This is a genomic window from Haloglycomyces albus DSM 45210, from assembly GCF_000527155.1.
In the GTDB taxonomy this organism is placed as follows: Bacteria; Actinomycetota; Actinomycetes; order Mycobacteriales; family Micromonosporaceae; genus Haloglycomyces; species Haloglycomyces albus.
In genome coordinates this window covers 1,054,677-1,068,035 of record NZ_AZUQ01000001.1, presented here as the reverse complement: position 1 = coordinate 1,068,035, position 13,359 = coordinate 1,054,677, and the positions used below count along the sequence as shown (strand labels likewise).

At 60.5% G+C, this 13,359-nt stretch carries 14 protein-coding genes; 8 read left to right on the top strand and 6 right to left on the bottom strand.

The window, feature by feature from the left end; translation table 11 throughout:
• The first annotated feature begins 82 nt into the window (after positions 1-82).
• Positions 83-349, top strand: a complete 267-nt coding sequence (locus HALAL_RS0104990) for a hypothetical protein (RefSeq protein ID WP_025272948.1) — start codon at positions 83-85, stop codon at positions 347-349.
• Here HALAL_RS0104990 and larC read toward each other — a convergent pair.
• Both larC and larB read right to left on the bottom strand, forming a co-directional pair.
• Complete coding sequence (gene larC, locus HALAL_RS0104985; protein ID WP_245598042.1) at positions 334-1,527, bottom strand: nickel pincer cofactor biosynthesis protein LarC; 1,194 nt, start codon at positions 1,525-1,527, stop codon at positions 334-336. The genes HALAL_RS0104990 and larC overlap by 16 nt on opposite strands.
• Positions 1,524-2,243 (bottom strand): nickel pincer cofactor biosynthesis protein LarB, encoded by a 720-nt coding sequence (gene larB, locus HALAL_RS0104980; RefSeq protein ID WP_025272946.1) that lies wholly within the window; start codon positions 2,241-2,243, stop codon positions 1,524-1,526. The genes larC and larB overlap by 4 nt, the downstream gene beginning before the upstream one ends.
• Here larB and HALAL_RS0104975 point away from each other — a divergent pair.
• The 3 genes from HALAL_RS0104975 to HALAL_RS0104965 all read left to right on the top strand — a co-directional run bounded on the left by HALAL_RS0104975 (position 2,216) and on the right by HALAL_RS0104965 (position 4,992).
• On the top strand, positions 2,216-3,019 hold the full coding sequence (locus HALAL_RS0104975; protein WP_084471860.1) for a glycerophosphodiester phosphodiesterase family protein: 804 nt from the start codon (positions 2,216-2,218) through the stop codon (positions 3,017-3,019). The genes larB and HALAL_RS0104975 overlap by 28 nt on opposite strands.
• Positions 3,020-3,291: 272 nt before the next feature.
• Positions 3,292-3,684 (top strand): ATP-binding protein, encoded by a 393-nt coding sequence (locus HALAL_RS17370; RefSeq protein ID WP_025272944.1) that lies wholly within the window; start codon positions 3,292-3,294, stop codon positions 3,682-3,684.
• A 54-nt stretch (positions 3,685-3,738) separates the two neighbouring features.
• The gene (locus HALAL_RS0104965) at positions 3,739-4,992 is read left to right on the top strand and encodes a glycosyltransferase 87 family protein (protein WP_051462751.1); all 1,254 of its coding nucleotides are present in this window, start codon (positions 3,739-3,741) and stop codon (positions 4,990-4,992) included.
• A gap of 70 nt (positions 4,993-5,062) precedes the next feature.
• Here the strand turns inward: HALAL_RS0104965 and HALAL_RS0104960 are convergent, their stop codons facing one another.
• The 4 genes from HALAL_RS0104960 to HALAL_RS0104945 all read right to left on the bottom strand — a co-directional run bounded on the left by HALAL_RS0104960 (position 5,063) and on the right by HALAL_RS0104945 (position 11,409).
• Positions 5,063-6,019 carry an MHYT domain-containing protein gene (locus tag HALAL_RS0104960; protein WP_025272943.1) on the bottom strand — a complete coding sequence of 319 codons (957 nt, stop codon included), beginning with the start codon at positions 6,017-6,019 and terminating at the stop codon, positions 5,063-5,065.
• A gap of 473 nt (positions 6,020-6,492) precedes the next feature.
• Entirely contained in the window at positions 6,493-7,362 is an 870-nt protein-coding gene (locus tag HALAL_RS0104955; RefSeq protein WP_025272942.1) for an MHYT domain-containing protein, read from the bottom strand.
• Between the two features lie 360 nt (positions 7,363-7,722).
• Positions 7,723-9,387: a hypothetical protein gene (locus tag HALAL_RS0104950; protein WP_156937606.1), complete on the bottom strand. Its 1,665-nt coding sequence runs from the start codon at positions 9,385-9,387 to the stop codon at positions 7,723-7,725.
• Between the two features lie 378 nt (positions 9,388-9,765).
• Positions 9,766-11,409, bottom strand: a complete 1,644-nt coding sequence (locus tag HALAL_RS0104945) for a fumarate hydratase (protein ID WP_025272940.1) — start codon at positions 11,407-11,409, stop codon at positions 9,766-9,768.
• A gap of 243 nt (positions 11,410-11,652) precedes the next feature.
• Here HALAL_RS0104945 and rpsF point away from each other — a divergent pair, with 243 nt between their 5' ends.
• The 4 genes from rpsF to rplI all read left to right on the top strand — a co-directional run bounded on the left by rpsF (position 11,653) and on the right by rplI (position 13,243).
• Positions 11,653-11,943 (top strand): 30S ribosomal protein S6, encoded by a 291-nt coding sequence (rpsF, locus tag HALAL_RS0104940; RefSeq protein ID WP_025272939.1) that lies wholly within the window; start codon positions 11,653-11,655, stop codon positions 11,941-11,943.
• Positions 11,944-12,007: 64 nt separating this feature from the next.
• Positions 12,008-12,496 (top strand): single-stranded DNA-binding protein, encoded by a 489-nt coding sequence (locus HALAL_RS0104935; protein ID WP_025272938.1) that lies wholly within the window; start codon positions 12,008-12,010, stop codon positions 12,494-12,496.
• Between the two features lie 24 nt (positions 12,497-12,520).
• A complete protein-coding gene (gene rpsR, locus HALAL_RS0104930) occupies positions 12,521-12,766 on the top strand; it encodes a 30S ribosomal protein S18 (RefSeq protein WP_025272937.1) in 246 nt (81 codons plus the stop codon).
• 15 nt (positions 12,767-12,781) lie between these two features.
• Positions 12,782-13,243 (top strand): 50S ribosomal protein L9, encoded by a 462-nt coding sequence (gene rplI / locus HALAL_RS0104925; RefSeq protein WP_025272936.1) that lies wholly within the window; start codon positions 12,782-12,784, stop codon positions 13,241-13,243.
• Positions 13,244-13,359 lie beyond the last annotated feature (116 nt).

Here is a 13,359-nt window from a genome sequence, read left to right as displayed (position 1 = left end):
TTGGGCCTCGGCATAGTCCGTTGGTGGCGAAGTATTAGTCTCAGTAGCAACGGAACAAATACCTCTAGATTGGGTGTATCAAATGGGTTTTGACGAAGTCCACAAGATGGACATCACCGGCGACGGCAACGACGAGACGGTGGGCGTTCGCCGCAACGACGACGGCTCCACCGAATACCACATCGACAAGGACGGCGACGGCGTCGCCGACATGAAGGCCGTGGACGTCGACGGCGACGGCAATATCGACCACGTCCTCGCCGACACCGACAGTGACGGAAAATTCGACACCTCGGTCGCCGACACCAGCGGCGACGGCAAGCTCGACACCACTCACTCCGAAGAGTAGAAGCGTTCCGCGAGCGCATTGGCGCGCGCCATCACCGCCTTGACTGGTCGATCGAGTGCGTGAGCGGCGGTGACGACGTCTTCGTATTCCACGCTGACATTGACGACCTTGTCGTTCCAGCGCGCCACTTTGACCGAGACGGTGTGACCGTCGAGTTCGACCGCCGCGAATTCGCGATTGGCGGCGGTTTTCTCCACTTCCCACGCCCGCAGCCCGATGGTGGACGTTTCGTGAAAGATCGTTTCCTCCACACGATCGCGCACCTCGGGGCGGCAGAGAACATGCAGAGTGTGGGCCGACCGTCCTTTTTTCATCACGATGGGCGACAGCCACGCGTCCGACGCTCCCGCTCGCAAGATTCGGTCGAGCGCGGGTGGCCACATACGCGGATCGAAGTCGTCCACGTTCGTCTCCAGCACCACCGGACGCGCTGCGGCCTGCGATTGTGGGCGGCCGGTGAAGAGGCGGAGGATGTTGGCGCGTTCGTTCGGGTCGCGGACGCCTATTCCGGTGCCGGTGGCGGTGACGGTCATGGCGTCGGTGGGACCGAAATCGTCGACCACGGCGGCGAGGAGGGCCGCCCCGGTGGGGGTACATGCTTCATAGGGGACTTCCCCGGTGATGGGCATGCCCGCGTTGTGGGCGATGGCCACGACGGCGGGCGCGGGGAGTGGGATGGAGCCGTGGGCTCCTCGGGTGGTTCCGGTGCCGGTGGTGACGGTCGAACAGCGGAGTCGGTCGAGACCGAGATGGTGGATTCCGGCGGCGGCACCGACGATGTCGGCGATGGAGTCGAGCGCGCCGACTTCATGAAAATGCACGTCGTCGACGTCCATTCCGTGCACGTGCGCTTCGGCCCGGGCGAGGTGTTCGAAGGCTGTGAGCGCGATGTCGCGGACTCCGTCGGCGAGGTCGGCGTTGCCGATCAACTGCCGTATGGCCGACCAGCGCCGGTCGTTGTGGCTGGCGGGGACGGTAACGGTCACGCGGCTGCCGTGCAGTCCGTGACGTGAGTCGGGGCTGTGGCTGAGCTCGATGGTCTCATCGACGTTGAGCACGTCGATGGCCTCTTGCATGACTCGCAGGGGGACGCCGATGTCGTGGAGGACGCTGAGGAACATGTCGCCGCTGGCTCCGGCGGAAGCGTCGATCCACCCGATCGTTTGAGACTGAATCACTCGTCTACCTCCGCTGACGTGCCATTGGATACGTGGAACATGCGCAGGGCGGCTTGGGCCGCCCCGAAGCCGTTGTCGATGTTGACGACGGTGATCCCGGGGGCGCACGAATTGAGCATGGTCAACAACGGTGCGAGGCCGTCAAACGACGCCCCGTAGCCGATCGAGGTCGGTACGGCGATCAGTGGACTGGACGTGAGACCGGCGACGACGCTGGGCAGCGCGCCCTCCATTCCGGCGACGGCGATGAGCACGTCGAATCGACCGATGCGTTCGCTGTGCCGCAGGAGACGATGAATCCCCGCCACTCCGACGTCGGTTATGAGTTCGGTCTCAATCCCGAGTGCTCGAGCGGTGTACTGGGCTTCCCGGGCCACCGGCAAATCCGATGTTCCCGCACAAACCACCCCAAGTGTGCCGACGGTGGGATCGGGGAGGCCACCGACCACGGCCAGACCGTCGACGACGACGGCGTCGCCGAAACGCTCCTCGATGGCGGTCAACTGCTGCCGACTACACCGCGTCGCCAACGCCGGTAGATCCGGGTGGGCCGAACGCAGACCTTCGAGCGCGGTGATGACCTGCGACGTCGTCTTACCTGAAGCGAACACCGCCTCCGCCGAGCCGGTACGGCGCGGCCGGTCCACGTCCAAGGTCACGTCGTCGAGATCGAGATAGCCCTGCGCGGGTGGGTTGTATTGCTGATGTTCCTGCACCAGTCGATAATGCCATTGAGTTTCGGTATGTTTTTAGAGTGTCCACACCACTGATAGCCGCACACCGCGGATCAAACGAGTTTTTGCCAGAACAAACCATCGCCGCGTTCCGCCAAGCCTTGGAAGAAGACGCCGACGGTCTCGAATTCGACGTGCGTCTGACCGCCGACCGTCAGCTCGTACTCCACCACGATCGGAACGTGCGGCGCACCTCCGACGGCCGAGGCGCGATCGCCGACCTCACCCTCGACGAGCTGAAGAAATTCGATTTCTCGGTCAATAGAGACAATGTTCCCGACGACCCCGAAGCCCGGGAACTGGCCACCCTCGAAGAGCTGTTCAAACTGGTCTCCGACTCCGGAAAAGACGTGAAACTGTACGCCGAACTCAAACATCCCTCTCGATTCGGCGGCGAGCTGGAGACACGCTTCTTCGAATTTCTACGCGACTGGCCGGAACTCGACGTGGTCGTCATGTCGTTTTCCAAAGCCGCCCTCAAACGTTGGCATGAACTCGACCCCGAACGCGGTTTGGTGTGGATCTTCGAATTCCCCTACGGGAAAATCCCGCCCGGCGTCGAAATGCTGTCGTCGAAGGTCGACTACATCGAATCGGCAGCCGACTTTGCCGCAACCACCAAAGACGACGGCTACGGGCTGTTGAGCTGGACGGTCAACGACCCCGACCAGGCACGGCGACTCGCCGACCAAGGCGTGGACGTTCTCTTCAGCGACCGCCCCGGAGAAATCAAGAAGGCGCTGGCCTTAAAGGGTTAACCGGATAGCCGGTCAGTGTCGGCAATGCGGGTGGAAACGGTTTCTGGAGCGAATCCAGTGGTATGGAAGGTGCCGTCGGGTTAGGCTAGGCCATGTTCGGGAATTCCCGACGCGGACCCGCCGTGGGGTTCCGTGGGAGCTCCCGGGCGTGCGTTGACTGCAATAGCCGATATGAGGCTGGTTGGGTTGGGGTGTCACTCCACGACACCGCAGCGCTTCGGTCACAGTGACCTGGTGTCGACCCAATCGGTCCAGCCGAACGGAGGAACCCCGTGCCGTCCACCACCTCCGCGAAGTGTCGAGTTCGGTCGCAGGCCACCGCCGCCGGAGATGTGCGTCGCTGGCTGCGACGGGCTCCGTTGCATTTGAACGACGACGCTTTGGCGGACGTATTGGTCATCGCGACCGAACTGGTCACCAATGCGGTGCGGCATGCGCGCCCCCTGCCCGGCGAAATACTCGAAGTGTCCTATGACCTCAGAGCGGATTCGATAACGATCACAGTCACCGACGGCGGTTCGATTCAACGTCCGTCGGTGCGCACCATCGACCTCTCCTCACCGGGCGGGCGGGGGATGTACATGGTCAATCAGATCGCCGATTGTTGGCAAAGTCGAAACGCCCCCGACGGTACACATTGGATACAGGCAACCCTGCTGCTCTGACCGTAACCGGCCACGGTTCGAAAAGCCTTGGTGAGTCCCGGATAATCTAGAGGCGTGACCCATCCGATCAACACCGCCAGGCCCATCGTCATCGACACAGTGCTGTACCTCAGCGGCCTCGGGTTCGCCGTATGGACAGCCTGGGCAAGCAACCTTGCCCCGCACCAGTTCTGGGCTTTCGCCGCGATCGGAGGCTACCTTCCGGCGGCGTTGATCGCCGTGCAACTCTACCGACTCTGGCCACAGACATGGAAGTTGCGGCGGCTGGTCATTCTCGGCCTCGCCGGAGCCGTCGCACTCATACCCCTTCTAGGGATGACCGTCCTGCGAGGCGGCGGCTCCGCTGAGGTACAAGAGGAAATCCCCGTCATCGAGGAATCGGCACGCCGCATGATGGAGGGATCCGGGCCGTACATGAGCGCACCCGAGATATCCCAACTGTCCGAACCCGTATTGGGATACAACCCCTACCAACCCCTTATGAGCCTTTTCGGGCTCCCCGCCGCCTGGTTCGACACCCACTGGTGGACCGACCCCCGCCTGTACTTCGCCATCGTCACCCTCGCCGCACTCGTCTGGGCAACGGTACTGCTGAACCGGCACGCCGGAAAAGGACCCCTGCTGCGTGCCTGGCAGGCGGCACTGATCTTCCCCGCCTGCGCCCTGAACTTCGCGGTATCGTCCAATGACCTCACCGTGGTGTCACTGCTGGTATTGGCATTCAGCTTCGCCTGGTGCCGGCGTTGGGCGAGCGCGGGAGTCGTTGCCGCCGTCGCGGTGGCGTTGAAACTGTTCGCCCTACCGGCGCTCGTGGTCCTGGCAGTGGTCGCCATGCGTGGCCAACGCCTGCCCCGCTTCGGCCTCGGTGCGATAGTGCCACTGGTCGTCGGATTCGCCCCACTGGCGGTGTGGGGCTGGCGCGACTGGTGGGACAACACGATCGGCTTCGGTTTCGGGCAGGGAATCGTACCCTCTCCGGCCCAATCCCCACTACCGGGAAACCTCATCGCCGAACACGCCCCGAACGGGGAACTATGGGCGGCGGGTCTCCTGCTTCTTACCGCCGCCGGATTCGCCGTCGCTCTCTGGCGTCGACCACCTCGCATGATCTCGACGGCGGCCCTGTGGCCCATCGTCGGTTTGACCGCCGCCTTCCTACTCATGCCCGCCACCCGTTTCGGATACGTGGTGTATCCAGTGGTGTTGCTGGGATGGTGGTTGGTGTGGCGCGACGGCGAACCCGATGAGACGGATGAAGAGGCCCCCGACGACCCCATGGGTCGGCGCATCATCGAATGGTGGCGCTGAACCACGCAGAGCACGTCGTGGAGCCTCTGCCCGTATCGACCGGTGACGGGCGGAGCCGCCGCCGTATCGGTCAGTAGCTCGGTCCGTAGGGATTGTCCGTGCGGGGTCCGGGCGACGGAGCCGGAGCGGCGGTCGCCTCGGGTGGAACAGGACGCAGGTCGTCGACCATCTGATCCAGATCCCCGTAATCACTGGGGTGGCGCTCGCCTTCCGGGTGCTGCGGGGCGGGCGTCTCATCGATCGCCGGGTGGGTCTGTTCCGACTCGGTGGACGTCGACCGTACGCGGACCGGGTGCGTGAACAGAGTGAAGAGCACGACGATGATCAGCAGGGTTGCCAAGATGAGAATCGGAATGGTCAACATGATCGGGTCGATACCGTCGACCTGCTGTCGTCCTTGGTCGTGAACGGTGACTCGCACTCCCGCCATGCCGGTGTAGTGCACTGCCGAGATGGCGATCGCCATGATGAACGCACCCACGATCTGTCCGACCCAACCTTTGAGCCACAACGCGAAGAACAGCGCCACGGTGGCAGCGATCAGGGCAATGACGATCGACGCGATGACGAAGCTGTGATCGTGGTGTAGGACGCCGGAAATATTGATGGCGTGCATCCCCATGTAGTGCATGAGAACAACGCCCGCTCCGGTCGGCGGTCCGGCGATCAGGACTCGAAGTATCGAGCGTCTCCGGCCGGCACCCACCAGCAGAAGCCCGAACGATACGGCCGTAATGGAGGCCACCAGCGAAAGGAAGGTCACGAACGGGTCGTAGGCGATGCGGGAGCCGATGACTCGAAAACCGATCATGGCCGTAAAGTGCATCATCCAGATCGCCGTTCCACCCAACGACAGCGATGCCAGAGCGATCCACCCGATACGTGGGCTGGTGAGTGAGCGGATGGGGTTTTGGTCGAGCCGAGCTCGATTCATGCAGGCAAGTGACAGCAGGGAGCCGATAAAGGCGAATCCGAAGGCCATGGCCGGATTGATCCACCCGTACGTGAAGTGGTTAACCTCTTCCATATTCAGGTTTCCTCTCCAGGGTCGTAGTACGAGACGACGTTTCGTGTCGGTTCTGGGGTTACGCCGTTCGTATATGGGTATGGCCGTGTCTTATTCGGTCCGTTGCGGATCCGAGAAGCGGCCATTGTGGAACGGTAGTGGGCATCGGTTCTGTTAAGTCGGCGCGATACATTCCGCACGGACTCGAATCCGGGTTCACTTGACCTGTCGAAAGGTAAGACTTGGCGCGAGAGGAACCGATCGGTGTCATATGCCGTTTCCTTTCTACCCATCGTGATGGGAAACCGCGAGATTAAGCGATCGGGCACAAGCCTTAGGAGAATACTATTCGGTAGCAGTGGGTTATTGTCCACTAGACGCATTTTGCATCGTTTTATTCTCCATTCCTGTTGTGTGCGAATTGTGGTGGTTAGACGACCGGGCAGAGTCGGTGGGGTTGAGGCTGACAACGCTCGACAACCCCTGGTGGTACGTCATCGGCGGTGACTGTCGGCCATTGTGGAGTCGTAGAGACTCGTGGGCTGCCGTGGAACCGAGGCGTTCGATTGTTGTGCGTCGGCCTTGGATTGCTGAGAATTGATCGGTGCGACTGCATCTTGCGGAGCACCGAGCACGGCGATGATAAGACCGATGATTCCCACGGCGGCCAGAATGAGGATCGGAATGATCAAAGTCAGCGGCTCGATTCCGCCGGGCGGGGCGGCTTGTGCGTCACTGACTACAATGGCGAGCATTCCGGTGTAGTGCATGCCGCACACTGCGATCGCCATGATCACCGAAGCCGCGAGCATGCTGCCGCGTCGAGCGATGACGGCGCTGAAACGCAAGGCCACCGTCGAGGCGACGACGGCGATGGCGATGGAGCTGGCCACGATCGCGGTATTGTAATCGAGGCGTCCGGCGAAGTTCATCGCCGCCATTCCGGTGTAGTGCATGGAGGCGACTCCGGCACCGCAGACCGTTCCGGCGGGAATCAACCGAAACCACGACTGGTCCCGAGTGCCCGCGATCCACAATCCCACCGCCACCGATATCACGGCGATGACGAACGACAGGGCCGTCACGCCCAAGTCGTAGGTGATGTTCTTGCCGTCCACGGTAAAACCGATCATGGCGGCGAAGTGCATCATCCAGATTCCGATTCCGCCGATGGCGAAGGACGACAGGGCGATCCAGCGGATCCGCGTAGCGGTATTGGTGGCGGCGCGGGCAAATCGCGCACAGGTCAGCCCGAGATACGATCCGGCGATGGAGAAGAAAAACGCCATTACCGGGTTGATCATGCCGTAGGTAAAGTGATGGTGCTCTGGCCCGGCGGCCAGAGACAAGAATTCAGTTGTCATGTGGGTTACCGTCCTCGCGTATTTCGGTTATCTCTCATTGTGACGGCGTGACAAACACGTCTGTCGCACCCGTTGTGCGGCAATTACCGTCGCGCGAACCCGTGGGGGTGAACCGGGCGGGGTGGGTTGTCGGTGACGGGTATTCAAAAGTTCGGGGCAAGGAGTTCGTGCCCCGCCAATAGGGTTCGCTGTTTTGATGGGTTTGTCAAGCGGTGGGCGAATAGCCGGATATATCCGGAATACGGTTGTGTGAGCACAAAAAAAGGGGCGGAGTTTCCTCCGCCCCAAAGCGACACAAGAGTCGCTGCTAAATTGGTGCCTGGTAACCGGCGGGTCCGGTTACGCTTGGCGTTGTGGATCTTAAGCGCTGACGCTGCGACGACGTGACCAGATAAAGGCACCGGAGCCCAGAACAATCGCTCCGGCCGCGACACCGAGTACGGTCGTCAGGCTGCTACCGGTCTTGTCCAAACGGCCGCCGTCATCGGTGGACGGGTTCAGTGACAGAGTCGCCGTGTTGTTGTCCAGGTTGCCGTCCATGGTCTCGAAGTAGTATGGATCGAATACGTATCCGGCGTCGCTGAAGTGCTCTTCATAGTACTCCTGGTCCCAATACTGAGGACCGTCGACGACTGTTACAGAACCGTCGTCAGCGGCGGACTCGTCGGTGATTTCGACTGGGATACCGAAGGTGAAGTCCCCACCCACTTCGATTCGGTCGGGGCCGTCACACATGAGGTCATAGTCTGCCACCGGAGCGGATTCAGACGGATGCGGTTCCCGGCCCTCGATGACGTAACAACGGTGCCCGAGCTCTTCGTTGAAGTACATGTTGTATTCACTGAACTCGGTAGCATCTGGTTCCACACCATTGGGAAGGTTAATCCGAGCTTGGAAACTGCCGTTACCTCGACCGGGCGTAGTGGGAAAGATCGCTGTAGCGTCGCTGGTATTGGTGACGGTGAAGTTGAGTTCGGTTGTATCACCCGACTCGCCGTTGACAGCGGTGTCCGAAACCTCTACATCGTAGGGATTTTCCTTAACAACAGCCTGAGCGCTGGGGTACGTCTCAATGGAATCCTGTGACGTAGCGGAAAGGACCAGCTGGTTGTCCCCGGAAAATTCGAAAGCATCAGATTGGTCGACTGCGGCCTGATCGTAATCATCGAGTGGCTGGATACGCGAATCCACCGAATATTTGGCGGGGCCGGGTACCGATGCGGGAACGTTAACGGTGACGGGGGTGTCCGGAGAGATCTCGTATACTGCGCCAGACGTCAAGGTGAGGTCGGTGAATACGCAGCCTGTGAAACTCAACTCGGCACTTGCACAATTGTCGTACTTCTTAAAGTCGATGTCGAATTCGGAGCTTCGGAAAGTGAGCGCGAAACGATCACTATAGTCGCTTGGCGACTGATTCTCGTATCGAGCATTGAGTACATGCTCGGAGCCTGCCTCAATCTCACCGAGGTCGGCGACTTGGCTGACGAACTTTTCGTTCAACTCGTCTGGGTCGGGAAAAGCGGTGGTGGATGCCTCGACACCCTTCCAATCCTGGAACACTCCGTCGTCGCTTTTGATCAGCACCGAACCGCTAATGGACAGTTCAGAGTACGTGGCGACTTCTTCCTCCAACTTGAAACTGAAGTACGAGTCCCCATTCGAGCTCGGAATGTAGTCTTCACAGCGTATGTTTCCATTGGACGCTTCACAGGTGTAGTCGTCCGTGCTAAGTTGGGCGGTTTCACCGTTCAACTCGACGTTAAGGTCGAGCGCAAAGTCAGGTGGATTGTCGCCGGGCGTCCAGTCCTCTGTAGCTATTTCAAATGCAATACGCTGTGGGTCGTTTTCTGAGCCACCGATTTTTAGTGGCTCAGAATCGGAAAACGCGAGATGAGCATTCGAAGGTAGATTCGATTCGTCTTCTTGGGCAATCGCAGTTCCTCCGGGGAGCGCTGCGATCATTCCTGCCCCGACAACACCTGCGGCAGAAGCACGCAAGATGCGGGTAGAGAATGAGGTCAAGGGTTCCTCCTCTTTCGCCCGTTAATCACGGGGGCTTTCAAGGTTCACCCACTAGACACTTAGGTAAGACGAGGGGTTTCACTATTTTTCGGATGTTGTGCAAGTGTTATTAGTCCGAGATGGACTGGAAATAGCGATCACTAACAGTGATAATGCTTAATATTGAATAGTTGTTCGTAAGGTAATGAATCCAAGTAGCGCAATTAAATTGAGGGCCAAGGACACGCGATGAAAGCGTGCTGCGTGACGCCTTGCAATGGTGATGACGAATCCTGAACAGAGGAGAGTTCTCGGACGTGGGTATAGATCTCTTGGGATTTTGTGCAGAGAGTTGTGGGCGGGGCAAAGCCCCGCCCACAACTCGTCACGAAGTATTACTTATTTGCGTTGAATGCGCAAGGTCGGTTTGGAGGTGGCGGCGAAGAAGTCCCCACCCTTGTCGTCCACCACGATGAACGCCGGGAAGTCTTCCACCTCGATCTTCCAGATCGCCTCCATGCCCAGCTCGGGGTATTCCAGAACCTCCATGGACTTGATGTTGTCCTGCGCCAACTTGGCGGCGGGCCCACCGATCGAACCCAGGTAGAAACCGCCGTGCGCCTGGCACGAGTCGGTGACGACCTTGGACCGGTTTCCCTTGGCCAACATGACCATGGAACCGCCGACCGCCTGGAACTGCTCCACGTACGAGTCCATACGTCCGGCGGTCGTGGGACCGAAGGACCCCGAGGCGTACCCTTCCGGCGTCTTGGCCGGACCGGCATAGTAAACCGCGTGATCTTTCAGGTAGTCGGGCATCGGTTCCCCGGCGTCGAGGCGTTCCTTGATGCGGGCGTGCGCGATGTCCCGGGCCACCACCAACGGTCCCGTCAGCGACAGTCGCGTCTTCACCGGATACTTCGACAGCTCCGTGCGGATTTCGTCCATCGGCCGGTTCAGGTCGATGTGAACGACGTCCTCGTCGAGGTCCGACTCGGTGATCTCAGGAACGTACTTCGACGGCTCGGTCTCCAGCTGCTCCAGGAACACGCCCTCGGGAGTGATCTTGGCCAGCGCCTGGCGGTCGGCTGAACAGGACACGGCCACCGCCACCGGCAGAGAAGCACCGTGGCGCGGCAGACGGATGACGCGGACGTCGTGGCAGAAGTACTTTCCGCCGAACTGTGCGCCGATTCCGAAATTGCGCGTCAGCTTGAGAATCTCGGCTTCCATCTCCACGTCGCGGAAGGCGTGACCCGACTCCGATCCCTCCAGAGGCAGAGTGTCCAGGTACTTCGTGGAGGCGTACTTGGCGGTCTTGACGGCGTACTCGGCCGTCGTACCACCGACCACGACCGCCAAGTGGTAAGGCGGGCACGCGGCGGTACCGAGCGAGCGCAGCTTCTCGTCCATGAACTCCATGAACGAATCCGGATTCAAAATCGCCTTCGTTTCCTGGTAAAGGAATGACTTGTTGGCGCTGCCGCCGCCCTTGGCGATGAACAGCATCTTGTAGGAGTCGTCGCCGTCGGCGTACAACTCGATCTGAGCGGGCAGGTTGGTGTGGGTGTTCTTCTCTTCCCACATGTTCAGGGGAGCCATCTGGCTGTAGCGCAGGTTCAGGTCGTGATAGGCCTGCCCGATTCCCCTGGACAGGTGTTCGGCGTCGCGTCCGTCGGTCAGCACATGCTGACCACGCTTGCCCATCACGATGGCGGTCCCGGTGTCCTGACACATGGGGAGGACGCCGCCGGCGGCAATGTTGGCGTTCTTGAGGAGGTCCATCGCCACAAAGCGGTCGTTCGAGCTCGCCTCGGGGTCGTCGAGGATCGAACGTAGCTGCGCCAGGTGGGCGGGACGTAGGTAGTGCGAGATGTCGTGGATGGCCTCGGCTGCGAGATCAGCCAAAACGTCACCCTCGACCGTGAGGAAACGTCTCCCTGCGGCCTCGGTAACCGACACGCCCTCGGTCGTCAGAAGACGATAGTTCGTGTTGTCCGGGCCGATGGGAAGCAGATCTGTGTAATTAAAATCGCCTGTCACAGTCTCCAAAATAGCGCGGAAAGTACATTCGGTCCCACACCTGCGCGATTCAGTCGCGCGTACCACCGCGACGGCCTCCCCGGCGACGTCACAGGCGCACGGTAGAGTCACATTTTGCGCTGCGTGATGGGCGCAGCGCGCAAATGCAGGTACGATACAGAAGTTACCCACAGACGGGTAACGGCAAGACCCTCCTGCTGCGGACCGACCGCAGCCGATGAGACCAGAGGAGGTGGAGTGATCTTGCGTCACTATGAAGTCATGGTGATCCTCAACCCGAAGGTTGATGAAAACCAAGTGAGCCCGATACTGGAGAAGGCCCTCAAGCCGGTCAAAGACAACGGTGGTTCCGTCGAGAAAATCGACGTATGGGGTCGTCGCCGCTTCGCTTACGAGATCGACAAGAACACCGAAGGCACTTACGCTGTCATCGACCTGCAGTCCGAGCCGGCACCGGTGTCTGAGTTGGACCGTCAGCTTCGGATCAACGAATCGGTTCTGCGGGCCAAAGTGCTACGGCCGGAGATTCGCTAATCGCACTTGAACCCTCCCGGCCGCGAACCGGGAAGGGCTGACTCCGACCGAAAAGGAGAAGGTCATGGCAGGAGAACCAGTAACCACGATCGTCGGCAATCTCACCGCTGATCCGGAACTGCGCTACACGCCCAGCGGGGCGGCAGTCGCCTCGTTCACCGTCGCCAGCACCCCACGGACGTTCGACCGTGAATCAGGGCAATGGAAAGACGGCGAAGCACTGTTCATGCGGTGCAGCATCTGGCGTCAAGCGGCGGAGAACGTTGCCGAGTCACTCTCGCGCGGTATGCGCGTCGTCGTTACCGGATCTCTACGACAGCGTTCGTTTGAGACCCGTGAAGGTGAAAAGCGCACCGTCGTCGAAATGACCGTTGATGAAGTAGGGCCGTCAATGCGCTGGGCCACCGCGAAGGTCACCAAGGCCTCCGGGGGCGGTTCACGAGGCGGATTCGCCGGTGGTTCCGCACCGGCCGAAGACCCGTGGGCGCAGTCCACCCCAGCGGCACCGGCTGGACCTCGTCCAGGCGGATTCGATGACGACCCGCCGTTCTAAGATCTTGAGGAAAAGAAGGCAGACATGGCTAACCAAAAGCCGGCTCCGGTACGGAAGCTGAAGAAGAAACCGAACCCTCTCACCAAAGAGGGTATTAACTACATCGACTACAAGGACACTGCGCTGCTGCGGAAGTTCATCTCCGACCGGGGGAAGATCCGCGCTCGTCGTGTCACCGGTGTGACCTCGCAGCAGCAGCGTCAGATCGCGGCCGCCGTCAAGAACGCGCGCGAGATGGCTCTTCTGCCCTACACGAGCCAGAACCGCTAGAGAGGAGAGACTGAAATGAAGGTCATTTTGAACAACGAAGTCTCGAATCTCGGTTCTGCCGGTGAAGTCGTCGAGGTTCGTCCCGGGTACGCCCGCAACTACCTGGTTCCGCAGGGCCTGGCCGTGGCGTGGACCAAGGGTGGACAGAAGGCCGTCGACCAGCTGCGTCGTGGCCGTCACGCCCGTGCGATCAACGACTTCGAAAAGGCCAAGGAAGTGGCCGAGAAGTTGAAGAAGACCGACGCGCACATCATCGCCCGCGTGGGGGAGAACGACCGTCTGTTCGGTTCGGTCACCGCCGCCGATGTCGCTGACGCGGTGAAGCGTGCCGGTGGTCCGGAAATCGACCGTCGTCGGTTGGTTCTGCCCGGTACCATCAAGGCGCTCGGCACCTATGACATCCAGATTCGTCTGCACCCCGAGGTGACTGGACGATTCAAGTTGCAGGTGACTCCGGCGAAGCGCACCAAGAAGTAGTCGCGTTCGCTGAAGCGTTGTCCGGGGTAAGGAGAGTATTCCTTACCCCGGATTTTTTTACGTCTTATTACATGACGAGGCTTTTCCTCTTTCCGGGACCGTCGATTGCGGCCGAT

What these genes read in the sequence shown, in the direction of transcription:
- HALAL_RS0104990 (WP_025272948.1), top strand. Translation starts at nt 83, where the DNA reads ATGGGTTTTGACGAAGTCCACAAGATGGACATCACCGGCGACGGCAAC.
- HALAL_RS0104960 (WP_025272943.1), bottom strand. Translation starts at nt 6,019, where the DNA reads ATGGAAGAGGTTAACCACTTCACGTACGGGTGGATCAATCCGGCCATG.
- HALAL_RS0104955 (WP_025272942.1), bottom strand. Translation starts at nt 7,362, where the DNA reads ATGACAACTGAATTCTTGTCTCTGGCCGCCGGGCCAGAGCACCATCAC.
- HALAL_RS0104935 (WP_025272938.1), top strand. Translation starts at nt 12,008, where the DNA reads ATGGCAGGAGAACCAGTAACCACGATCGTCGGCAATCTCACCGCTGAT.
- rpsR (WP_025272937.1), top strand. Translation starts at nt 12,521, where the DNA reads ATGGCTAACCAAAAGCCGGCTCCGGTACGGAAGCTGAAGAAGAAACCG.
- rplI (WP_025272936.1), top strand. Translation starts at nt 12,782, where the DNA reads ATGAAGGTCATTTTGAACAACGAAGTCTCGAATCTCGGTTCTGCCGGT.